Here is a 21,294-nt window from a genome sequence, read left to right as displayed (position 1 = left end):
ATGAGAGCACACTCTAGAAAAATTGGGGCGAGTATCATCTTAAATGCTCTAGAGTGGTATGAATTTTCACTCTACGTGCATTTCACTCCTCTTTTTGCGATGCTCTTTTTTCCTGAGCTCGATTTCATCGATTCCCTCACACAGACTTTTATGATCTTCGCCGTCGGCTTCTTATCTAGGCCGCTTGGGGGGATCTTCTTTGGTCATATTGGCGATAGATTGGGACGAAGAGTGGCTCTTCTGATGTCGCTCACATTAATGGCAATTCCCACCTTCATGATTGGCCTTCTTCCTACATACGCTGTGATTGGTGTGGCCGCCCCGCTTCTTCTTCTGCTCATGCGCTTTTTGCAGGGATTTCCTACTGGTGGAGAGTTTCCGGGCGCGATCTGCTATCTCATAGAGATGGCCCCGCCTAACCAGCGCGGCTTCTATGGTAGTTTTAGCTTTTTTGGTTCACAAGTAGGCTCCATTTTGAGCTCACTGGAGTTTCTGGTGATTAAGCTCTTTATGTCTCCAGAGAGTTTCGCCTCTTGGGGCTGGCGGCTCTCCTTTCTCGTTGGGGGGCTATTGGGTCTTAGCGGCTGGTACTTGCGTAAGCGACTGGCAGAGACTCCAGCATTTGAAGAGATCAAAGAGAAGCATCATCTTGTAGGAAAACCTCTTTTTGAGTCGCTGCACACACATAGGAAGGCGCTATTAAAGGCTTTTCTCCTGTCTATCCTCCCTCTCTCTGGCTGGTATCTGATTTTTGTTTTCACCCCTCTCTACTTCTCTCAGATCTTAGAGATGAGCTTTCACTCTGCAATGCTCACCAATGTGGGATTTCTCATCTTTTCTAACATATTGATGCCAATTGTAGGGAGATTAGGGGATCGCTACGACATGCGGAAGCTGCTTCTTATTAGCGCTCTCGGGACACTTATACTCGCCTTTCCCTTTTATACTTTTGCAATCCAGTACTCGCTTGTCCTAGCGCTCTTCTTTCATATTCTACTTATTCTCTTTATCTCGGCGCAGTTTGCTCTCTTGCCAGCCATCATCTGCACTCTCTTTCCGACCTCAGTTCGCTTCACCTGCGTAGCGATGAGCTATAACATGTGCAACGCTCTTTTTGGCGGTGTGACGCCTCTACTTGCGTTCTCTTTAATCCAAAAGACTCAGGCGCTAATTGCTCCTGCATTTGTGCTCATGGGGGTAGCTCTTATCGGGCTTATCTCTCAATACTACATTACTCTGGGAAGAAAGAAGGACAGCACCCCCATTTAATTTTTCGACAAGCGGAAGAAGACCCGCTCTAAGAAAATGGACTAAGTGGACAGGAAGTGGACGAAGTGGACAGGCGGGCAAGAAAGAGGGAAAAGAGAGTCTCTTTCTTTTTTCAGCGCGTGTCCACCTCGTCCACTTTTGTCCATTTCTCCTCCGAGCGCTCTTCTTTTATTGAGCGGAGGAGATGTAGACGCCAAGGTCGCAGATATCCTCTTTAGAGATCTGCTCATAGTGGAAGTCGTTCTCTCGGTTTAGGACGCCTTCCATAAGCACTGCGAGACGTCTTAAGTTGTTTCTTGAAAGGAACTCTTTTGCGAAGAAGTTCAGCTTTTCGTACGTCAAGGTAGATACGGCACCGATCCTCTTATCGATCCATGAGAAGTCGCCATCATATTCGAAGGCAAACTTGTTCAGCCTCTGGCCCATCATGTAGAGGTTTTCGGGAGGCATTTGAAGAGTTGTTGTGAGCATCTGCTTGAGCTCTTCAAAGCGTTCAGGAGAGATGTTCTCTGGAAACATTTTTACGAAATTTTCCAAAAAGAGTTCAAAGCGAGCAATCAGATCGCTTGGGTGGTGTGTGCTCGACTGAACAGCAAAGAACTGCATCAGCTGCTTCTCTTTTTCAACTGGCCAAGCTTTTGCGATGTAGGCTGTCTGCTGTTTGGTTCGAAGGGTGTCGAAGAAGGCTTCATGAAGCGTGATGCCAAGGATCTCTTGGGCCGCTCTTTTTTCAAAACTGAAAGGTCCTTCCTCTAACACAAGAATAACGCCATTTCCTTGGCGAGGGGTCGTTTGGGAGACGAGATAGGGTCCGCGTTTTTCAGGGAGGAGAAGAAGCTGCTTCTTCTGCTGCATAGAGGCAGCAAGAGGGGTAGATCCGAGGCCTCCTTTGAGCTCTTCCCAGAGGCTTTTAACCTGATGATTTTCTAAATTTCCATAGACGAGACCTTCGATATAGGTGCTCTTAAAGAGGGTCTTAGAAAATGAGATAAACTCGTCGTATGAAAGCGTTTTAAGTGCCTGGAGTTTTTCACTTGAAGTTGCAGCATCGTTGTAGAGGATGCTATCCAGGAGCTCGCGGGCTTGCAGAAGAGGAAGCTCTTTCGTTCCATTCTCATAGTTGCTTAAGAGGGTCTGCCTATAGAGTTCGAACTCCTCTTTAGTTGGATGGACCTCTTTGAGACTACGGAAGATCTCTTTTAACAGTAGAGGCGCTTTAAAATGGTAGCCGGATAGGTGGACGACAAATTTAAGGTCCTGAATTCCAAATTGCGGCTCCATGCCTGCTGTTTGCGCATACCAGATCGTCGATGAGAGCTTCTCTGTGAGTGCTCGAATATAGAGGTCAGACAGAGCTGCTGCCTTGGCGCTTCCATCGATCTGAGAGGTTTTAAGAGCGAATGAGGCGAACATCTCAGGAACGAGGTAGCGTCTGTCAGTGGCATGGTAGAGCTTTCCGGCTCTATCATCAGCAAGAAGCGTTGGGATTACGGTCGACTCATCGACCTCTTGGCCTATCGCAAAGTTAGAGAAATCGGGGAGAAAGGGATTCTGTCTAGGCAAACCGATCTGCGGATGAGGTGAGATCTTGCTCCACGCAGTTAACTTGTTTTGAGGGACCTCTCTAATCGCATATTCCGCGTTCATCCACTTCTCTCTTCTATCGGGCTGCACACCTGTTTTCTCAGGGTCTGCCTGAAGGAAGTAGATGCAGCTTTCAGGGGTGAGCGTTCTTAGAAATTGGGAGAGATAGCTCGAATCGTACTGAGTTGGAATAAGAGTCTTTTCAGGGTAGGTTGTGAGATCCTCATCGAGAATGTCATGAGCCTGCTTAGAGATGAATTGAAATGCATCTTCACGCGACTGGTACTGATAAGAGAGCACAGCCATTTTCTTCATCTCTTCAAAGAGTTGAGAAGGGATGCCCTGCTCTTTTAACCGGCTCAGCGTTTGAAATACGCGAGCAATCACGATGTCGGCCTGGGCGACGCCTTGAGCGGTCAGATCAATATCTATTGTGAAGAGAATTTTTCCTCTTGTCTGTAGATCCGTGCCTGCTCTTATCGAGTCGGCCAATTTTTCGCGCTTTAACTGCTCGAGTAGGCTGTTTTTTGTCTCATTACCAAGCACATAGCTCACGAGAGAGACCATCGAACGCTGTTCTATGTCTGAAAGCACCGAGGGGATCTCCCACATCATAGAGAGGGCTTTGAGATCCTTCACGGGCTTGAGGTAGATCATGTGGCCGCGCTGCTGAGGAGAGGTCACCTGTTCAGGAAGCGGCCTGTCGAGGTTCTCACGCACAGGCACCTGAGAAAATGTAGAGGCAACAAGTGGAGTGAGCTCTTGAATAGAAAGGGGAGAGAGGACGACAAGATGCATCTTATCTGAGCTATAGTGAGTGTCGTACCACTTCTTTAAAGCTTCTTGAGGGATATGTCCCAGAGTTTTCGCATTTCCTGTCGAGAAGGAGGCGTTTGGATGAAGGGGATTTCCCGTCTCTTTGAAGACCATATACTGGCGCCAGCCATCGTGCTCGATATTCTTGGCGTGTTCTTGATCGACTGCATGGAGCTCGCGCTGAATGCAGGAGGTGAGAAAGAGAGGGTCGATGAAGAAGTGGGAGAAGCGGTCTAAAGCGCCTTCGAAAGAATCATTATTGACAGAGAACATGTAGATCGTGCGGTCGGGCCATGTGGAAGCATTGACCTTGCCTCCATGGTCTGCAATATACTGCATGTACTCGAACTCACTGGGATAGGCCTTATTTCCCATAAAGAGCATATGCTCGCAGAAGTGAGCCATGCCGGCAAACTCCTTCGGGTCGTTCCAAGAGCCAGCTTCGACACAGAGACCAGCAGCAGACTGCTTAGCGTCCGGATCGGAGATAAGGTAGACCTGTAAACCATTCTTAAGTTGAATCTTTTCAACAGCCCTACCGCGCAGGGAGGGGTTTAAGATCGGGTAGGAGATCTGGTTTTGGACTGTCTGGTAATCTAGACCCTGAAGTGTTTTTTGTGCGGTTGAGTCCGCAAAAACTAGAGGAGAAACCAGGATTTCAAAAGAGCTAACGAGTGCGAGTAATTTTTTCATAATCTTCTTTTACTAGATTCCAAATATAATTGGCTCGCATTTTTCTTCGCTCATGCTTGTCGCTCATGTCGGAACCAGGAAAATGGTCCATATCGATCTTCGCGCCAAAAGAGAGGTGGATGTCAGCGAGTTGTGTCACTCGGACCTCTCCGAGTTCAATCTGGATATCGGCAGGGGGAGGGAGAAGATCATAGGTTGCTAGTGTCAATGGATAGAAGTGGGTGGGTCTGCCTGCTCTTTGAGCCATGAGATAGAACATCTCAATGCTCTGAGGGTCGAATGCAGCCACTTCGACAACGCCTGCAGCGTTTTTGCGATCTCTACCGCCGCTTGGAGCAACGTAGATGCTCCTGCCTCCTTGGCTTAGAAGCTCGCTCATGAGCTGCATGGTGCGTTTGTTGTGCTGCTGTTTCAGAGCTTTATCTTCTGGGGGATGGTCAATGTACCTTTTTGAGTAGATGCAGAGGAGGTTGCGTCCCATGCTGAAGGGGATGGCTAGAGGGTCGGTGACAACGCGCTCACCTGCGACAAAGATCATCTCTTCTGCGAGAAGAGGGTGGCTCTTCTCGAGCAGCAGGCTGATAGCCTGGGGATCGGCTTCCGTCTGGTGGTTAGCGAGAAAAATCACATTCTCATTATTTTTCAAGAGACGGACCGCTTCATCTGCGTGAGCAAGGCCGTGGACTGAGGAGTGGGGAAAGTCTATGAGAGGACGTGCAAACTCATTTCCGAATTTATAGTAATCAAAAGGCTTACGGATATGCTCATGGTAGGGAGCAAATGTAAAAGGAGAGGCGATCTGAGCTCTGACCAGATCTAAAAAGACCAGAAAGAGCTCCTCTTGATCGAAAGTGCCACTTACCCCCTTCTTGACCGCCTCTTTATAGCAGAGATAGAAGCTCTCCAAGATCTGTTTAAGCTTGGGGGTTAGCTCTCCTTTTTTCTCATACTCTGCTAGCTGGGCAGAGAATGTTTTTTCAGGTTTCGATCTGTTTTCCATTGATAGTCGAAAAGAATTTAAAGTCGTTTAAGTGAAGATTGTCATTAGTTTTAAATTCAAGGTGCGCATTCGATCTTTCAGCGAGCTTACGGAAGTAGTCTTTATCACCGTGGCATAGATAGCGATCTACGTCGGGGTGAGAGACGAGTTCCAGTGCAAACTGCTCTTCCGCTGAAATCAGCTTTTTCAATGCTCTTTCAATCTCGATAGAAGTGGTCTCGTATGATCTAATCATTCCATTGCCACCGCAGTAAGGGCAGTCGGTAAAGAGAGTCTGCATTAACGACTCACGGCTTCTCTGTCTTGTCATTTCAACCAGGCCAAACTCGCTCATGCCCAGGATCGTGCACTTTGCAGAGTCGTCTTTCATTGCTTCCTTCAATCGGTCGAGAACGCGTCGCTGGTTCTTTCGCGAGCGCATATCGATAAAGTCGCAGATAATGAGACCGCCGATATTGCGCAGTCTAAGCTGCCTTGCAATTTCGTCTGCCGCTTCCATGTTGATACGTACCAGCGTCTCTTCAACGTCGCCAGATGATGAGGATTTTGTGCTTCTTCCAGAGTTCACATCAATTGTGAACATCGCTTCTGTGCGATCGAAGAAGAGGTAGCCTCCGCTTGATAGCCAGATCTTTCTGCGTAGAGCCTTATCGATCTCTCTTTCTACGTTGAACCGTTCGAACATCGGCGTCTTATCGCGATAGAGTTCGATTTTTAGATCGTGTTCGGTGCTATATTTGGCATAGATTCGTTTGCACGTCTGGTGAGTTGCATAGTCGTCGACGAGTATGCGATCGAACTTCTTATCTACGGCGGTAATCACTGCACGCTTGATGAGATCCGATTCTTCATACAGACAGGTGGGTCTGCTTGCGTTATTAAAGTTCTCTACAATTGTCTGCCAGGTTTTTAGAAGATCATTAGCTTCGTCAATGAGCATCTCTTGAGTGGCGTTCATACTTGCAGTACGGCAGATGAGCCCCATATCTTTCGGCATCTCAAACGCTTGAATGAGTTTTTTTAGGCGTTCGCGAGCTGCTGGATCCTCAATTTTTCTGGAGACGCCTCGGTGAGAGGTATTTGGAAGCATCACCAGGTAGCGGCCAGGAATGGAGATGTTCGAAGTCAGCCTCGCTCCTTTGGTTCCTATCGGCTCTTTTACAACCTGTACAAGAACTGGCTGATCATTTTTTAGTAGTTTTGTGATGTCGGCATCTTTTTGCGCTTTTGATCCCTCTTTCTCCTCATACTCCCAGTCGAAATCCATTTCGAACATCTCTTGGAGCTTTTGAGAGTTTTCAATGATATCGGAGATGTGGATAAATCCATTTTCCCCCTCGTTGATATCGATGAAGGCTGATTGGATGTTATGCAGGATGTTTGTCACTCTGCCGCGATAGATATTGCCCGCGAGCTGTCTTGTTTTTTTTCGTTCTAGAATCAGATCGTAGAGCGCGCCGTTTCTAAGGTGGGCGTAGCGTCTCTCTTTTGATTCGATGTTTAAAAGAATCTCTTCCATTGGTAATCCGTTAAGTAAAATTTTAACTCAGGTAGGTTGGTTACCCCCAATATTAACCTGAGTTTTGAGTTTAATTCTCCCAGAAAATTTCTCTGAAAAACTGCTCTTTGGGGAAGTCTTCTGCTTTAGCTCGGAGAATCTTCATAACAAATTGCAGTTGTAGTTAAAGAAAGAGAGAAGATCGGGCACGGGCACGCACACGTTCACGAAAGAGAGAAAGAGAGGGGACACGGAAGAGGGAGAAAGAGAAAAGAGTGCCCGATTCTTCTCTCCCGTCTTTCTTTCGTGAACGTGTGCGTGCCCGTGCCGGTGCCCGATCCCCTTCTTTCGCATGCAGCGCAAGGTGGCCCAAGGGAGGTGTGGCGAAGCGCACACCGTCCGACATGTCTATTTTGGCTCTAAAAAATTAATAAATTGTTTGGCCTTCGCCTAAAAAGGCGAAGGAGAAGTGGTTGGGTTAGAGGGTGAGCTCGGCGCGGATCTTGTCGAGGAAGGAGTGTTGGACGAGGCGGACAGCGCCTCTGATGCTGCGGATGAAGGATTGCGGGGAGGCTGTGCCGTGGCACTTAACGATCACCCCTTCAACTCCGCACAAAATTGCACCGGGATACTCGGCGTAATTCAAACGATGTCTCAAGCCGGCATAGGCTGAAGTCTCTTCTAGAAGCTCTAGAATAAAGGCTGCTAACCCTTCAGCTGTTTTTAAAAAGATATTCCCAGAAAATCCATCCGTAACCAGGAGGTCGATCTCCCCTTTAAAGACGTCTCTAGCTTCAATATTGCCAGCAAAATGGACAGAGCTCTCTTTTTTGCAAAACTCTTGAAGCCTCTGGTAGGTTTCACGGAGCTCAGCCGTCCCTTTGATCGGTTCGCTTCCGATGTTTAGCAGGCCAATTGTAGGGCTTTCTATGCCGCAGCTCTTCAGATAGGCAACTCCCATGAGGGCAAACTGGAAGAGATGCTCCGGTTTGCAGGCGACATTTGCACCAACATCGATGATAGCGATCTCTTTCTGACGCGTAGGTAGAAGAGTTAAAAGACCAGCGCGGTCGATTCCAGGAAGTAGAGGGAGAAGCATATGACTCGCTCCGAGAAGCGCACCTGTATTCCCTGCAGAGATGAAAGCATCGATCTCTCCCTTCTGCATGCGTGTAACGCCTTGCACAAGAGAGGAGTTCTTCTTTTTCCTAATAGCGGAAAGAGGGTCATCTTCCATGACAATGACCTCTTGGCATACTACCGCAGAGATCGTTTTAGGAATCTTGGGAGCGAGTTCTTGGGGGACAAAAAAGGTAAACGAAACGGAATCTTTTAGCTCCTCATGAAGAGCTAGAAGAGAAGGGAGAAGCAGGTCCGGAGTCGTGTCGCTGCCTTGAAGATCGACTGCGACGCGCACCGGGGAGTTACTTTGTCCTCTCATGGATCACAGCGCGTCCATCATAGAATCCGCAGCTTGGGCAGATCTTATGGGACAGAGTAGGATTTTTGCAGTTAGAGCACGCAGATACGTTCAGCGGCTTTTTTGCATGGTGAGAGCGTCTAGAATTTTTTCGCGCATTCGAAGTGCGGTTACGTGGTACTGCCATAATAAGGTCTCCATTCTTCTAAGGCGTCTATATTAGACGCTGCGCGACTTTTTTTTAAAGAGACTTTATTCCAATCCCGCAAATGGGAAGTGGATGGGATTTTCTCTGTCTTTTAAATATTTATTTAAAGACCCCCTCTCCGGACAGCTATTTCCCGCGCACTCGGCAAATGGGGGGATCTGCAGGAGAATCGCCTCTCTGAGTAGTGGTGCTGCATCATAAATAGCGCTTTTAATGTCTGTAAGCTCCTCAGCATGAGTAAATTTTTCTATAATTAGAGGGAGCTTAGTTGTGCGGTTGCAAATCTGACACGGCATCTGAAGGGTCGTCTCGCCATTTAACGTGATGAAGAGGTGATCCTCCGCGAGGTAAGCCTCTCCCTTAACGGTAATTGTTTCTTTAAAGGCGAGCTCCTCTTCGGAGACTTCTAGAAATTCAGGAGAGAGAGTCTCCTCAATTTTTTCCACGCGCCCATCGCGTAATCGATCGATATGAATTTTCATCTATGTAACAAACTCTTTTACTAATTTTGTAGCTTCTTTTAAGGACTCTTTTTCTCCGAGAGAAGTCGCAACTGCTAGGCACTTTTCTCTGCAGCTCTCTCGAGCTTTAGGATCGTTAAGCAGCTGATTGACATGTTTATAGAGGTTCTCTTCAGTAAAAATGGGGCCGATCAGTTCTGGGAAGACCTCCTGCTCTTGGATGATATTTGGAAGACACCAGAAGGGGAGGCGAATACGCAGGATCCACTTTACGATCAGAATGTCGAGAGGTGAGATCGCATAGGTCACAACTGTTGGGATGCCGTGAAGAGCGAGTTCAAGGGTCACAGTTCCAGATTTGGCAATTGCAACTTCTGATCCACGCATCAGCGCGTAGGTCTCTTGCGGCGGGATGAGAACGATCTCTTTTTCCCAAGTCAGCCCTTCTTTTTCCGTTAACTCTTTTAAAAGGGGAGCGAAGGAGGGGTGGGATAGGGAGATGCCGAAAATTAATTCGGGAGAGTCGGAAAGGAGTCTTTTTGCTACGCGAAGGTAGAGGGGGAAGTTCCGAAGAATCTCTTTCTTCCTGCTGCCCGGAAAGATGGAGATGAGGCGCCTTGAAGGAAAAGAGAGAGCCTTGCTCGAAAGATGCTCTCTTATCCTCTGTACAAGAGGATGTCCTACATACTTTACCTGTAGGGAAGTGTTTGAAAAATAACGAGCTTCAAATGGTAGGATTGTAAGCAGAAGATCTAAAGTCTTCTCCATGGTTTTAATCCGCCCTTTTCCCCACGCCCAAACTGAAGGGCAGACGAAGTGGCAGAGTTTTCCGGTAAACCCCTTCTTGCGTAGAGCGCGTGACATGCGCAAATTAAATCCGGGATAATCGATGAAGAGGACCATTTTGGGGTTGATCTTCAAGATCGCTTTTCGGATAGAAAAGAACTGCCTAATCAGTTTTGGCAGAGCCAAGAAGACATCCACAAATCCCATGACTCTGAACTCTTCCATCTGAGCGATGCAGCTGAAGCCCTCAGCGCGCATTTTGGGTCCGCCCACACCGATCATTTTTAGGTCAGCGCCTTGCTCTTTGAGTGCTTTTAGCAGCTCTGCTCCCAAAAGATCTGCGCTAGCTTCGCCTGCAAAAATAAAGAGATCACAGCTCATTGTAGAGATGCTCCAAGCTTGCGGGCCATCCATGCGGCTCCATGTTCGAAGATCTCTTTAGATGTTCCATGGCCTTGATGGCCGATGGATGGATTGATCCTCAGCTCAACTCTAGGTGAGCGCACTCCTCTCTCTTGAGATTTTTTGGAGAGCATTTCAATGAATTGAAAGCAGCGGGAGGTGCCCACGCGAGTATCTAGATTGCCGATGTAAAAGCGTAAAGAGCGACCGATAAGAGCATCTACTTGTGATTCGAGTCGCAGGCTCTTTATCAGAGGGAGTTCTGCAATCTCTTCAAACTCTTTTGTGGAGGAGAGATCTACAAGAGGGGCGAAACCGAGAATCGTGTCGATCTGCGGAATTTTTGCAGCCACGTGGCATGCGATAAATGCTCCTCTTGAAAGGCCAGCTACACCCACATGGTCGTGTAGGATGGCGCCTCGATTAACGAGATGTTCAAACGCAGCTTTCACTTGATCTACAAACTCTTCTATTAAGTTGTGGCCCTCGGCAAGACGCTTTGCCCAGAAGGTAAGAGCCTCGACGGGAGAGAATCCCGGTCCGTGGAACGGGAGAGACATTGAAAAAAGTCTCATGGGGTAGTTCGCGAGAAAGGCAGCTGGCTGATTGTAAGGATCGAGCATCAAGCTCTCTTCGCCGGAGAGAGCGAAGTAGAAGAGAGCGGGAAGAGGCCCCTCGCCGAGGTCTTTTCCAAGATAGGATAGGGAGAGTCCGTTCTCAAGCGTTAGGCTCTGAACCACTATGACCCTTTCCCTCTGGAGTTCCAGATTTGCTCTTCTTTCTTCTTCGTCGCTTTTTCGGAGGAAGTTGCGGTGAAGTAAGTGCTAGATTCCAATCCTCTACCACCTTTTGCAGGCCGGGCTCTAGAGCTGCGCGCACTTCTAAGAATTTCAATGCGAGAGGGAAGTCGGGGTCGTTTGGTACCCGGAGGTGCTTGCCGCGCTTCTTCTCGAACGGAGTCAGCCGGAACTGAGCGGTTAATACCGACGAAATTCCAACTTTAAGACGCCTTGAAATGTGGAAGAATGTCGAGAAGACCTCATCGATTAGATCGTTGGCTTCAAAGAGAATTTCACCTAGATGGGGATGACGGCCGCGGTCTTCATAGCGAGTGAGGAGCCTTCTTTGAAAGATGGGGAATAGCAGGCAGCTCACCAGCACAGGCCTTTCCAAGATCGGTAGAGGAGGCTCATGGAATGTGCTGTCGACCTCTTGAAGGAAGTCGTAGATCTCTTCTCCTTCATCCTTCTCTAAAAATTCAGCGAGAGCAGGCATCATGAGCTGCAGGAGACCATGCTCTGTCATCAGACGGAAAAAGGAGCAAGCGGAGCCGAGCTCTAGCATGCGAAGTAGCTCCTCAAGGACGCGTGCGGAAGAGCTCTTCAAGATCTCGTGACGGCATTCGAGAAGAGCGATTCTCGCATCTGGATCGATCTCAAGACCAAAGCGCGCCTGAAATTTCAGAAGGCGGATCATGCGCACTGGATCCTGCTTAAAACGGACGAAAGGCTGGCCGATCGTCCTTAAATATTTGCGTAGCGCATCAGGATAGCCACCGACATAGTCGATGATCGTTTGTGTAGAGGGGTCGTAAAAGAGGCCATTGATGGTAAAGTCGCGCCGCATGACATCTTCTTCCTCGCTTCCCCACTTGTTATCGCGGATAACCAGATCGGTACTCTCCAAGTCGCCGGAGCGGAAGGTCGCCACTTCGACCACTTTTTTTCCAAAACGAACGTGGGCAAGGCGAAAGCGCCTGCCGATGAGAATGCAGTTTCTAAACAGCTTTTTGATCTCTTCGGGTTCTGCAGAGGTGGAGATATCGAAATCTTTTGGCGTCTTGCGCAAGAGCAGGTCTCGCACGCTTCCGCCGACTAGGTAGGCTATGTAGCCAGCCGACTGGAGCTTCTCCATAACGTAGAGAGCGTCGCGGTCGATCTGGTCGATAGGAAGACCGTGTTCTTCGATTGGATAAATTTTTTGTTTCACTAAGTGCGCCAGAGCGTTTGAAAAGGCTAAAAACTAAGCAATTAAGAGGAAAAAGTCAAGGTTGGAGAGAGAGCTCTTTCTAAGTGTTTTCGATTTAATTCTAAAAATTTTTCACGCCAGTAGTAGTGATCGAGCAGACCCTTGGGATCTCTACCCATCAGCACGTAGGCGATATAGAGAGCTTCAACCGACGCCAGCCCCTTTGTAGGGTCTTTGCAATCCTCCTGACTCCTCGGATAGGCGGTCTGAAATCCAGGGGGGATGCTGCGTTCAATCAGAGGAAAGGAGAGGCTCTTTTTCATTTTTTCAGCGTAGCGCCAGGTCCCATCCAGAAGCAGGAGCCCCAGATCCCGGTCTCTTTCTGAGAGGGCCTCTCCATCCATCGAGAGTAAAAGATAATTTTCAACGATGGGGAGAGAATCTTTCGGGTAGGTAAAGAAAGAGAGATCCTCTCGCGATTCTAATCCGCGAAGGCTGCACTTTCTTAGATTCTCTCGTCTGTGTCTTAAAATAATCGTTGGTGGAAAAGTAAACATTTTCTTATAGACAGGTTGGGGCTGGTTACGATTTTACCAAGGTTACAACAAAATGCACCGTATTTTTCTTCTCTCCTCTCTGCTGCTGCTCACTTCGGCTCAGATCTCTTCTCAAATGGGAAGTGAGGGAAAGACGCTTCTTCTGCCTGTAACTCCTCGAGAGCAGATAGAACAGGTCCTTCTTCAGCAGAAAAAGTCCAGCATCTGGAGCGAAGACTATTCTGCGTCTTTAACTAAAGCGCAAGAGAATGGGAAACCCCTGCTCCTCGCGTTTATGGGCAGTGGCTGGTGTCCGTGGACTGATAAGATCGACAAAGAGATATTAAGCGACCCAGATTTTATTAACCCACTGAAAGATCAGCTCAACTTTGTCTGGTTGAACATTCCATTTAATAAGAACGCAACAGCAGTTCAGGTTCAAGAGTTAAAGTCGATCTACGGAGTTAAAGAGCTTCCTACGCTTATTGTCATCACTCCAAATCAAGAGGAGATGTTCAGAATCGGTTATCTGCCGCTCACTCCTGCTGAATTTGCAGCCCGCATTGAAAAGATGATCGCTGATTATGAAGAGCTAAGTGGAAAGGTCGATGGACAAGAGCTCTCTCTTTTAGGCGCAGAAGAGCTTCAGCCTCTTTATCTGAAAGCGCGTGAACTAAACTGCAATCGTTATACAGATAGCTTGATGGCGATGGGATTAAAAAAGGATCAGGGAACCTTCTTTCTTTTAGAGCGATATGCCGAGCTTCAAGAGAGCGGAGATAGAGAAGAGAGAGAGTCGATAAGAGAAAAAATCACAGAGAGAGATCCAAAGAACTTAAGCGGTTCGCAACTTCGACTCGCGATCCTGGATTTCCAAGTCAAATCACATAACTTCAAAAAGAAGAACCAGACGAAGTCTGCAGTGAAGCCACTCGTCCAATACCTGAAAAAGTTTGGAGAGAAAGATAAAGAAAATACATGGAAGGTGGAGATGATGATCGCCCAGTATCTCTTCACAAAAAATGAGATTTCAGAAGCTCTTACACATGCCAACGCCTCGTATAGTTCGGCTCCAGAGACGCAGAAACCAGAGATCGCGGAAACTATAAGCTACCTCGAAACCTATAAAAGATAAGTATGCAGAGAGGGGTCCTTCTAGCTGTAGATAAGGAGCAGGAGTGGCTGCTTTCTTGGTGGTGGGAGAGCTATAGACGGACTAATACACTCCCTGTTGCCATTATCGACCTCGGCATGTCGGACCAGGCGCGCGCCTGGTGTCATAGCCGCCTGAAGGTCATTACTGCTACGCTGGATGCTGGAAAGATCAAAGACAGAGCGGAGTGCCTGCAAGATGTTGCAAGCAGATGGGAGCAGAGTTACGGCTCCTCTGTTTGGAAGGCGAGGCAAGCCTGGTTTAGGAAGCCCTCCTCAATGCTTGAGACCCCCTTTCAAACAACCCTCTGGCTCGATCTCGATTGTGAGGTTTTAGGCCCACTTGATCCCATTTTTTCAACTCTTCCAGATGGTGCAGATTTTGGAATTGTTCGAGAACCACTCGTCAAACAAGGCGACCCCACACTTCTTATCGGTGAGGTGGTCTATAATTCTGGAGTTATTCTCTATAAAAAAGACGCACCCATTTTGAAAAGATGGGCAGAGGAGTCTTCTAAAAATAGCGAGCGCTTCATGGGAGATCAGTGCGTTTTATCTCGCATCATCTTTTCTGAGAAGATTCCCATCTTCGAGCTGCCCGAGATCTGCAACGTGCAGCCCTCATCGGGCGTTATTCACGGCGCGCTCATCGTCCACTGGGTTGGCGCTTGGGGCAAAGAGTTCATCCGCAAGCACGGCGGCCTCACCCGCATCCTGAACACCCTCTAGTTTTTTTAATTGTGGATTAGCAGAAGAGACATGTCTATTTTGGCTGTAAAAAATTCCAACAAAATAAACAGAGGGTTTTTCCGAAAGAAAAACTCTTATATGAGGCTAGTCGGGTTTTTTCCAGGAGGAGATTTTGAGAAGATCTTTGGGAATCTCGTTTAAAAAGCGGGAGGGAGTGCTATTGCTCTCTTTGCCCATGCGCTTGCGGCTTCTTGCCATTGTAAGTGTGAGGTGTTTTTTTGCGCGTGTCATTGCCACGTAGAGAAGTCTTCTCTCCTCCTCGATGCCGCGGGTGCCGATGCTCTTTTCGTGAGGAATAAGATGGTCTTCCAATCCGACAAGAAAGCAGACTTCAAACTCGAGCCCCTTGGCTCCATGGAAGGTCATCAGATTGACTCGGTTCTCTTTGAACTCCTTCTCCCGTCTCTCCGACTTTTCTCCGTTGAGGAGGGTTGTTGTCAAAAAGTTGTGAAGAGAGATCTCACTGTCTAAATTCTGGTGAGTCATCTCCTCTTCATAGTTTTTCATCTCCTCAACGCAGTAGGTGACGTTCTCCCACTTGAATTCGCGCATCTTTTCGCTCTTAACCTCTTCGGAGATCGCTTTTTTGTAATCGATCTCTTCGATTAGAGCTTCGAGAGCTGAGGAGAGAGGTTGTGTCGCAAAATTTGTCTGTGCTTTCTTGATGATTCCCAGAAAAGAGGCGATCCCTTTTTTGGCGCGGTCGGAGAGCTGCTCCTGAAGATCCAGGGAACGGTCTAGCTCTGTCAAGAGCTGCCAGAGAGGAATATTCGCCTTGCGATTGTTCTGGGTGAGAAGATCTAGCGCCTGATCCGAGACTCCTCGCCTTGGAACGTTGATGATTCGAAGTAGCGCCTCTTGATCGTGAGGATTGTGGATCACGCGCAGATAGGCGAGCAGATCTTTAATTTCGCTTCTCTCATAAAACTCCGTTCCTCCGAACACATGGTAGGGAACCCCGCGCACCCACTGCCCCTCTCTCTGCCAAGCTCCTTGCATGAGAGCAGCTTCTAGAGGACGCACCTGAGTATTAGAGCGGTAGAGAATCGCCATATCTTTCCAAGCGACTCCCTTGTGCCTGTTAAACCAGATTAGCCTTTCTACAACAGCCTGTGATTCTTCTATCTCAGTCGGGGCATGAAAGAGGGCGATGGGATCTCCAACCTCTTTTGTGCTCCAGAGCTCTTTGCCAAGTCTTTGAGAGTTGTGGGCGATGAGCGCATGCGCCGCTTTTAAAATTGTAGGTGTTGAACGGTAGTTCTGCTCTAGTTTGATCGTCGTTTTTGGAGTAAATTCAAGAATGTTTTTTAATTCAGCTCCTCGCCATCCGTAGATAGATTGATCGTCATCTCCCACTACGCATAGATTATCGTGCCCCCGCGCAAGCAGCTCTGCCAAGCGGTACTGAATCGGATTGGTGTCCTGATACTCGTCGATAAGAATGTAGAGAAAGCGCTCTTGATAACGTTTTAAAACAGCGGGGAACTCCTCAAATAGTTGTACGGTAAGAGATAGGAGACTGTCAAAATCCACTGCATTGTAGGCGCGCATGCAGACTTGGAGCCTTTCGAATAATTTTTTAGTCAGGGGGTCCGAGAGCTCCTCTGAGGTGAATGAGCGGCTCTTTGCCCAGCTGATCTTATCGATTGTTCCATCAAGACCTGGAAGTTCTCCTTCGTGATCCAGCTCAACCCGGACTAGCTGCCTCAGCAGGCGTCGCACGTCCTGCTCATCATAGAGGCTGAACTCTTTTGTATATCCGAGGTGGTGGATCTCTTGGCGCAGCACTTGAGCGCAGAAGCTGTGGAATGTGCTGAGGGTGACCTCTTTGGCCGCCTGCTTGCCGATGATCCCGCCCACGCGCTCCCGCATCTCCTGGGCCGCTTTGTTGGTGAAAGTAAGACCTAAGATATTTTTTGGGCTGACATGTCTTGAGAGAATTAGATAGGCGATACGCCAGGCGAGCACGCTCGTCTTTCCGCTCCCGGCACCAGCCAGAATCAGAACTCTTCCTTCTGTGGTGTAGACGGCCTTCTGCTGCTCAGGGTTGAGCTTTGCAAGACCCTTTTCGATCAGAGATTCACTCATAAGGGGTGGGGATCTATTATTTTTTTACTTTTTCAGCGAAGCGCGCTAGATCCGCTTGTACGCCAGACATAGTAATTTTTTCTAGAGGCAGGCGTGGAAAGACGTTGATCTCTAAATTAGCGGGTAGAATTGCATAGGAGTGGCGAAAAGCTTCACGCACAATCCGCTTAAAATAGTTGCGGTCGTGCGCCTTCCCATGGCGTTTGGAGACAGTAATACCCAGACGTGGACGGAGAGTTTGGCCCAGGCGAAGATCTATACCAACAGCGTCTCCCACGAGTTTTTTTCCCTCTTGGAAGACTCTCTGATAGTGGCGCCTAGTGCGGATCCTGGCTTGTTTTGGAAACTTAAGCCCTAGTAAGTAAGGCTTTTGCGTCCTTGGCGACGGCGTCTGTTGACGATCTTTCGACCGCTCGCAGTTGCCATTCTTTTGCGAAATCCGCATGTTCTCTGGCGCTTAAGTTTAGTTGGTTGATAGGTGCGCTTCATCGTTCATTCCTAAATGATGCAAAAATATGGAGTAGACTATCTTAAAAATCACAAAAAAGCGCAAGTTCGATTTTTATCTAGTTGAAGAAAATCCTAGGGGAGATCTATAAATATGCCTTACAAACTCATCTGAGGATTAGTATCATGAAAGTTAGAGCCTCTATTAAGGCCGATCCCTCTAAAGGAGATAAGATCGTGCGCCGCCGTGGACGTATCTATGTGATCAATAAGACTGACCCTAACCGCAAGCAGCGGCAGAAGGGACCAGCGCGTAAAAAATAACGATTTAACAGAAGACAAAGAACACAGAGCATTATGGCAACAAAATCTGCGATTGCTAAACAAAAAAGACGAGAGCGCCTCGTAGAACTCAAGTGGAAAAAAAGAGACGAGCTGAAAAAAGTCGTTCTGGATCTGAATAAGACTCAGGAAGAGAAGATGGATGCTCAGAACGCCCTGAACAAGATGCCTCGTAACTCATCTCCAGTACGTCTGCGCAATCGCTGCCAGCTCACTGGAAGAGCGCGCGGAGTTCTCAGAAAGTTCAAACTCTCTCGCCTCTGCTTCCGCGAGATGGCTAGAATGGGTATGATTCCCGGCGTGACTAAGTCAAGCTGGTAGACCTTTAGATCTACTCTTCTTTTGTAGGGGAGGTCGCTGTTGCGAACTCCCTGAATTTTTTCCACTCTACAAGATCTTCATTCCACACATACGTTTCCAGAGAGACCTTTCCCTCTCTCCATGCAGACTCAAGACCCTGAAAACTCATGGGTCCAAGTTGGATATTGTCCGGATCTAGATAGTACCAGAACTTATGGGAGACCGGTTCTGGAATGGGGAGCACAGCTACTGGCTGCACTGGTTGCGGCGGAGAACCCGCCTTTGGTTTCAACCTTGGCATGACAAATAGGGCGATCAGTCCTAGCACTCCTAGAAGCAGCCCGATGAAAAACCAGCTTCTGGGATCCCTTCCGCGCTCCTTGGCGTAGTGCGCAGTGATCGAACCCAAAACAACCCACAAAACAACCGTAATAAAAAGCTGCATATTTACCCCAAAATTTACCCAAGTATAAGAGACAGGAAGGAAAAATGGGAGAAGAATCGGGAAGAGAGGAGGAGGAGGATCGGGCGCGGGCACGCACATGGGCACGTTCACGAAAGAGGGAGGCGGAACAAGAAAAGAGGGGGGAGATGGGGCCCGCGCTTTCTCTTCATGGAATTGCTTGCAATAAAAGTTTAGGTGCGAAAAAGTGGAGAGCTGTTAAGTGGAGGATCATATGCAGAATCTATTGAAAAAAATCGACGCGAAAGAGTTTGAACTGCCAGAGACGGTGTTTGTGCGCGACATCGAAAATCGCGTGTTTCAATCGATTGTTCTGGAGACGGTCTCGAGGATTGAAGGGGTCGCTTGCGTCGAGGGGAATATCATCGACGCACTCCTGGGACGAGAGATCACCGACCACTTAAAGGGAATCTACGTCGAGCAGCAGGAGAAGTCTCCCTCTGTACGTATCAAAGTCGAAGTTAATGTTGCCTACGGTGTCTCTCTTCCTGAAAAGGCAGAAGAGATTCAGACTGTTGTCTCTCGGAAGATCAGCGAGCTCACTGGTGTACATGTTAGCTCCGTACACGTAGTCTTTAAAAATCTGATCTTTTCAGCTGGAGAAAAAGGTGAATAAAGTTCTGGTGAAGAGAGAGCTGCTAGCAGGCCTTACGACCTTCTCGACGATGGCCTACATTCTGATTGTCAATCCGCTGATTCTTGCAGATGCAGGGATCAGCTTCGCATCGGCCATGCTCGCGACGATTGCCATTGCAGTTATCGGCTCATTTCTGATGGGAGGCCTTGCGAACTACCCGTTTGGTCTTGCACCGGGCGTGGGGATGGCAGCCTACTTCACCTACTCGGTCGTCATTGGAGGAGGAGTCTCCTGGCAGACAGCGCTCGGGATCGTATTTGTAACTGGTATTCTGCTTCTTCTGCTCTGGATTACGGGGCTGCGCGAGCTTCTCATTCGCGGGATTCCGCAAGCACTTAAGGTCGCGACAACTGCGGGTATCGGTCTCTTTCTGGTCATCGTGGGTCTTAAGAATGCTAAAATCATCATCTCCCATCCTCAGACTCTGCTCACGCTGGGAAACTTAAAGACACCAGAAGTCCTTCTAACTGCTCTTGCTCTTGTTCTCGTCACCGGCCTTCTGGCTAGACGCGTCTCCGGGGCCCTTCTCTATGGCATTATCTTCGCTTGGGTCGGAGGCCTTCTTCTCGGAGTAGTGCAGTGGAAGGGGCTTTTTGCACTCCCCCAGTTTACCTCCGATACATTCATGAAGCTCGACATCATGGGAGCAGTTGAGCCCAAGAACTGGATGATCCTCTTCTCTTTCCTCTTCATCTGCCTCTTCGATGTATCTGGCTCTATCATGGGGCTTGCCCATCAAGGGAAGTTCCTGGATTCAAAGGGAAATCTTCCGCGGCTCCGCAGAGCACTCTTTCCCGATGCCGTTGCAACCGTCTGCGGAGGGCTTTTAGGAACCTCTGCTTGCGCCGTTTACGTCGAATCCGCCTCAGGAGTCTCCGCAGGCGGAAGAACAGGTCTTACGGCAATCACCGTCGGCTTTCTCTTCCTCTTCACCATCTTTTTTGAACCGCTCGCCTCCTCCATTCCCATCTTTGCAGTGACCCCTGTGCTCATCATCATCGGCGCTCTCATGCTGCAATCCGCGGTCGACCTCGACTGGAAGGACCCCTCAGAGTTCATCCCCGCCTTCATGACGATTGTAGGCATCCCCTTAACCTACAGCATCGGCACCGGCATCGGCCTTGGTATCGCCCTCTATCCGCTCTGCAAGCTTCTTGCGGGCAAGTGGAGCGACGTCCATTGGCTCGGCTGGGTCCTGGGCTTCCTCTTCCTCCTCAAATTTGCCATCTATTAAAAAAATGAATGTGTATTTTTTAACGCTCAATTGTGTTAAAATATTATAAACTTTTTTTGAGGTATCAAATGGCAGCACCATCTGTAGAATCCAAGTCAGCTGTAGGTCCGATTCCGCGTCCGCTCGGAGAGGTTCCAGCGAGGGAGGAGAGCTTTCTCTCTACCGTCGCCTACTATTCAGGGGTCACGTATCAGGAGCTAGCGGTAGCTTTGGACACGCAGGGGCAAGTAAACGAGGCTGGATTGCGCCTTCTTCTCAATCTTCCAATCACTAGCGACCCAGCGGAGTACAATGCGAGAAGACGCAACTGCGCAGAAATAATCGGAAATTTGAAACAGTTGAAGAGCCAGCTTGAAGAAGACGGCCTAAGTCTAGATCACGCAACGGGCGAGCTCAACTGGTTTCTTTCTGGCGTGTGTAAAGTTGCGCAGCTGGTTGTAGAGCTCTTCTACTGGCTCTTCAGTGTAAGCTCAGGAGCTATCTTACAACGTCTTGCAACTGCTGAAGAGACTGTAAAGTGCCTTCCTCAGAGTTTTGAGATGAGGGAAGCTTCTCGCAGTGAGGTTCGCGTGGGTCAAACCTCCATCGAAGGAGCAACTGTTAATGTTTTCGCTTCTCCCATTTACGAATTCGAGGGTAATGAGTTGATCTTTTCTGGAATTACTCTCTCTCTTCGCAATGGTGAATCTGTTAGTAGAGTAGAAATTTTAAAAAATGCGGATCACCTAGTGGTAAAAGAGCTGGTTTGCCATGAAAACAATGGATACGAGAAGCCAGTCAATAGAAAGATGGTGCAGCTTATTGCAGAGATGGTCAGTAGAGAGGGTGCTCGTGGTGCGCGGTATCGCTATGTTCCATCTGCAACTGCAGTTGTTTTAGTCGCTGGCGGCTTCGGACCAGTAAATCGATTTCAGTATAATCCCGATCCAAACGTCCCTTACCTGGATAAAAAAACACACCTCTCAAGTAGAGATCCAAATGCTGTAATATGTGAGACCTTATTGTCCCAAGTTCTCAAGGCTAGACAGCAAGGGCACAGGTTTCCTGAATCTTCAGGTGACTACTACAGCTTTGATGAGCTGTATTTAGGCCCAGTTGGGAATGCACGGGTTTATTTTGAAACAGATGGCTCTTCAACAACTTGGCCTGAGATCTTTAAAAAAGAGAGGATCCTGGAAGGAAGTGACTCTCTCCTGCAAAAATTTTCAAAATTAACTTAAACTAGCAATTTTTTTAGGAG

The 21,294-nt window shown here is 48.3% G+C and carries 22 protein-coding genes; 8 read left to right on the top strand and 14 right to left on the bottom strand.

Annotation, left to right across the window (positions count from 1 at the left end):
* Complete coding sequence (locus tag HYX48_01500) at positions 1–1,269, top strand: MFS transporter (protein MBI2742576.1); 1,269 nt, start codon at positions 1–3, stop codon at positions 1,267–1,269.
* Between the two features lie 168 nt (positions 1,270–1,437).
* On the opposite strand, the gene HYX48_01495 is transcribed toward HYX48_01500, so the two are convergent.
* From HYX48_01495 to HYX48_01450, 10 genes are all read right to left on the bottom strand, one after another.
* A complete protein-coding gene (locus HYX48_01495) occupies positions 1,438–4,362 on the bottom strand; it encodes an insulinase family protein (GenBank protein MBI2742575.1) in 2,925 nt (974 codons plus the stop codon).
* Entirely contained in the window at positions 4,337–5,362 is a 1,026-nt protein-coding gene (locus HYX48_01490) for a 1-acyl-sn-glycerol-3-phosphate acyltransferase (protein ID MBI2742574.1), read from the bottom strand. The genes HYX48_01495 and HYX48_01490 overlap by 26 nt, the downstream gene beginning before the upstream one ends.
* Positions 5,340–6,881 carry a ribonuclease E/G gene (locus tag HYX48_01485; protein ID MBI2742573.1) on the bottom strand — a complete coding sequence of 514 codons (1,542 nt, stop codon included), beginning with the start codon at positions 6,879–6,881 and terminating at the stop codon, positions 5,340–5,342. The genes HYX48_01490 and HYX48_01485 overlap by 23 nt, the downstream gene beginning before the upstream one ends.
* A 457-nt stretch (positions 6,882–7,338) precedes the next feature.
* Positions 7,339–8,301, bottom strand: coding sequence for a phosphate acyltransferase PlsX (plsX, locus tag HYX48_01480; GenBank protein MBI2742572.1), 963 nt, complete (start codon positions 8,299–8,301; stop codon positions 7,339–7,341).
* A complete protein-coding gene (rpmF, locus tag HYX48_01475; GenBank protein MBI2742571.1) occupies positions 8,285–8,467 on the bottom strand; it encodes a 50S ribosomal protein L32 in 183 nt (60 codons plus the stop codon). Before rpmF ends, plsX begins: the two co-directional genes overlap by 17 nt.
* A gap of 65 nt (positions 8,468–8,532) precedes the next feature.
* On the bottom strand, positions 8,533–8,970 hold the full coding sequence (locus tag HYX48_01470; protein ID MBI2742570.1) for a hypothetical protein: 438 nt from the start codon (positions 8,968–8,970) through the stop codon (positions 8,533–8,535).
* Positions 8,971–10,149, bottom strand: a complete 1,179-nt coding sequence (gene lpxB, locus HYX48_01465) for a lipid-A-disaccharide synthase (GenBank protein ID MBI2742569.1) — start codon at positions 10,147–10,149, stop codon at positions 8,971–8,973.
* Complete coding sequence (locus tag HYX48_01460) at positions 10,113–10,877, bottom strand: prolyl oligopeptidase family serine peptidase (protein ID MBI2742568.1); 765 nt, start codon at positions 10,875–10,877, stop codon at positions 10,113–10,115. The genes lpxB and HYX48_01460 overlap by 37 nt, the downstream gene beginning before the upstream one ends.
* A complete protein-coding gene (gene pcnB, locus HYX48_01455) occupies positions 10,855–12,126 on the bottom strand; it encodes a polynucleotide adenylyltransferase PcnB (GenBank protein ID MBI2742567.1) in 1,272 nt (423 codons plus the stop codon). Before pcnB ends, HYX48_01460 begins: the two co-directional genes overlap by 23 nt.
* A 41-nt stretch (positions 12,127–12,167) precedes the next feature.
* Entirely contained in the window at positions 12,168–12,662 is a 495-nt protein-coding gene (locus HYX48_01450) for a hypothetical protein (GenBank protein MBI2742566.1), read from the bottom strand.
* A gap of 52 nt (positions 12,663–12,714) precedes the next feature.
* On the opposite strand from HYX48_01450, the gene HYX48_01445 reads away from it, so the two are divergent.
* Both HYX48_01445 and HYX48_01440 read left to right on the top strand, forming a co-directional pair.
* Entirely contained in the window at positions 12,715–13,776 is a 1,062-nt protein-coding gene (locus HYX48_01445; GenBank protein MBI2742565.1) for a thioredoxin family protein, read from the top strand.
* A gap of 2 nt (positions 13,777–13,778) precedes the next feature.
* Positions 13,779–14,522 carry a hypothetical protein gene (locus tag HYX48_01440; GenBank protein ID MBI2742564.1) on the top strand — a complete coding sequence of 248 codons (744 nt, stop codon included), beginning with the start codon at positions 13,779–13,781 and terminating at the stop codon, positions 14,520–14,522.
* 105 nt (positions 14,523–14,627) lie between these two features.
* Here the strand turns inward: HYX48_01440 and HYX48_01435 are convergent, their stop codons facing one another.
* From HYX48_01435 to rpmH, 3 genes are read right to left on the bottom strand one after another with little or no spacing between them, the layout of a single operon-like run.
* Positions 14,628–16,631, bottom strand: coding sequence for a UvrD-helicase domain-containing protein (locus tag HYX48_01435; protein ID MBI2742563.1), 2,004 nt, complete (start codon positions 16,629–16,631; stop codon positions 14,628–14,630).
* Between the two features lie 16 nt (positions 16,632–16,647).
* Positions 16,648–16,959, bottom strand: coding sequence for a ribonuclease P protein component (gene rnpA, locus HYX48_01430; GenBank protein MBI2742562.1), 312 nt, complete (start codon positions 16,957–16,959; stop codon positions 16,648–16,650).
* Between the two features lie 26 nt (positions 16,960–16,985).
* The gene (gene rpmH / locus HYX48_01425; protein ID MBI2742561.1) at positions 16,986–17,120 is read right to left on the bottom strand and encodes a 50S ribosomal protein L34; all 135 of its coding nucleotides are present in this window, start codon (positions 17,118–17,120) and stop codon (positions 16,986–16,988) included.
* 144 nt (positions 17,121–17,264) lie between these two features.
* Here rpmH and rpmJ point away from each other — a divergent pair, with 144 nt between their 5' ends.
* Together rpmJ and rpsN are read left to right on the top strand one after the other, a co-directional pair.
* Positions 17,265–17,402 (top strand): 50S ribosomal protein L36, encoded by a 138-nt coding sequence (gene rpmJ / locus HYX48_01420; GenBank protein ID MBI2742560.1) that lies wholly within the window; start codon positions 17,265–17,267, stop codon positions 17,400–17,402.
* Positions 17,403–17,435: 33 nt separating this feature from the next.
* A complete protein-coding gene (gene rpsN, locus HYX48_01415) occupies positions 17,436–17,741 on the top strand; it encodes a 30S ribosomal protein S14 (GenBank protein MBI2742559.1) in 306 nt (101 codons plus the stop codon).
* Between the two features lie 10 nt (positions 17,742–17,751).
* Here the strand turns inward: rpsN and HYX48_01410 are convergent, their stop codons facing one another.
* Entirely contained in the window at positions 17,752–18,165 is a 414-nt protein-coding gene (locus HYX48_01410; GenBank protein ID MBI2742558.1) for a DUF4339 domain-containing protein, read from the bottom strand.
* A gap of 232 nt (positions 18,166–18,397) precedes the next feature.
* Between HYX48_01410 and HYX48_01405 the strand changes: the two genes are divergently transcribed.
* From HYX48_01405 to HYX48_01395, 3 genes are all read left to right on the top strand, one after another.
* Positions 18,398–18,799, top strand: coding sequence for an Asp23/Gls24 family envelope stress response protein (locus HYX48_01405; GenBank protein ID MBI2742557.1), 402 nt, complete (start codon positions 18,398–18,400; stop codon positions 18,797–18,799).
* Entirely contained in the window at positions 18,792–20,054 is a 1,263-nt protein-coding gene (locus tag HYX48_01400; protein ID MBI2742556.1) for an NCS2 family permease, read from the top strand. Before HYX48_01405 ends, HYX48_01400 begins: the two co-directional genes overlap by 8 nt.
* A gap of 68 nt (positions 20,055–20,122) precedes the next feature.
* Positions 20,123–21,274, top strand: a complete 1,152-nt coding sequence (locus HYX48_01395; GenBank protein MBI2742555.1) for a hypothetical protein — start codon at positions 20,123–20,125, stop codon at positions 21,272–21,274.
* Positions 21,275–21,294: the final 20 nt, after the last annotated feature.

The organism is Chlamydiales bacterium, assembly GCA_016185065.1.
Classification (GTDB): domain Bacteria; phylum Chlamydiota; class Chlamydiia; order Chlamydiales; family Rhabdochlamydiaceae.
This window is presented reverse-complemented; position numbering and strand designations above follow the sequence as displayed.

Coding starts and splice junctions, on each gene's coding strand:
- HYX48_01500 (MBI2742576.1), top strand. CDS start 1: ATGAGAGCACACTCTAGAAAAATTGGGGCGAGTATCATCTTAAATGCT.
- HYX48_01495 (MBI2742575.1), bottom strand. CDS start 4,362: ATGAAAAAATTACTCGCACTCGTTAGCTCTTTTGAAATCCTGGTTTCT.
- HYX48_01490 (MBI2742574.1), bottom strand. CDS start 5,362: ATGGAAAACAGATCGAAACCTGAAAAAACATTCTCTGCCCAGCTAGCA.
- HYX48_01485 (MBI2742573.1), bottom strand. CDS start 6,881: ATGGAAGAGATTCTTTTAAACATCGAATCAAAAGAGAGACGCTACGCC.
- plsX (MBI2742572.1), bottom strand. CDS start 8,301: ATGAGAGGACAAAGTAACTCCCCGGTGCGCGTCGCAGTCGATCTTCAA.
- rpmF (MBI2742571.1), bottom strand. CDS start 8,467: ATGGCAGTACCACGTAACCGCACTTCGAATGCGCGAAAAAATTCTAGA.
- HYX48_01470 (MBI2742570.1), bottom strand. CDS start 8,970: ATGAAAATTCATATCGATCGATTACGCGATGGGCGCGTGGAAAAAATT.
- lpxB (MBI2742569.1), bottom strand. CDS start 10,149: ATGGATGGCCCGCAAGCTTGGAGCATCTCTACAATGAGCTGTGATCTC.
- HYX48_01450 (MBI2742566.1), bottom strand. CDS start 12,662: ATGTTTACTTTTCCACCAACGATTATTTTAAGACACAGACGAGAGAAT.
- HYX48_01445 (MBI2742565.1), top strand. CDS start 12,715: ATGCACCGTATTTTTCTTCTCTCCTCTCTGCTGCTGCTCACTTCGGCT.
- HYX48_01440 (MBI2742564.1), top strand. CDS start 13,779: ATGCAGAGAGGGGTCCTTCTAGCTGTAGATAAGGAGCAGGAGTGGCTG.
- HYX48_01435 (MBI2742563.1), bottom strand. CDS start 16,631: ATGAGTGAATCTCTGATCGAAAAGGGTCTTGCAAAGCTCAACCCTGAG.
- rpmH (MBI2742561.1), bottom strand. CDS start 17,120: ATGAAGCGCACCTATCAACCAACTAAACTTAAGCGCCAGAGAACATGC.
- rpmJ (MBI2742560.1), top strand. CDS start 17,265: ATGAAAGTTAGAGCCTCTATTAAGGCCGATCCCTCTAAAGGAGATAAG.
- rpsN (MBI2742559.1), top strand. CDS start 17,436: ATGGCAACAAAATCTGCGATTGCTAAACAAAAAAGACGAGAGCGCCTC.
- HYX48_01410 (MBI2742558.1), bottom strand. CDS start 18,165: ATGCAGCTTTTTATTACGGTTGTTTTGTGGGTTGTTTTGGGTTCGATC.
- HYX48_01405 (MBI2742557.1), top strand. CDS start 18,398: ATGCAGAATCTATTGAAAAAAATCGACGCGAAAGAGTTTGAACTGCCA.
- HYX48_01395 (MBI2742555.1), top strand. CDS start 20,123: ATGGCAGCACCATCTGTAGAATCCAAGTCAGCTGTAGGTCCGATTCCG.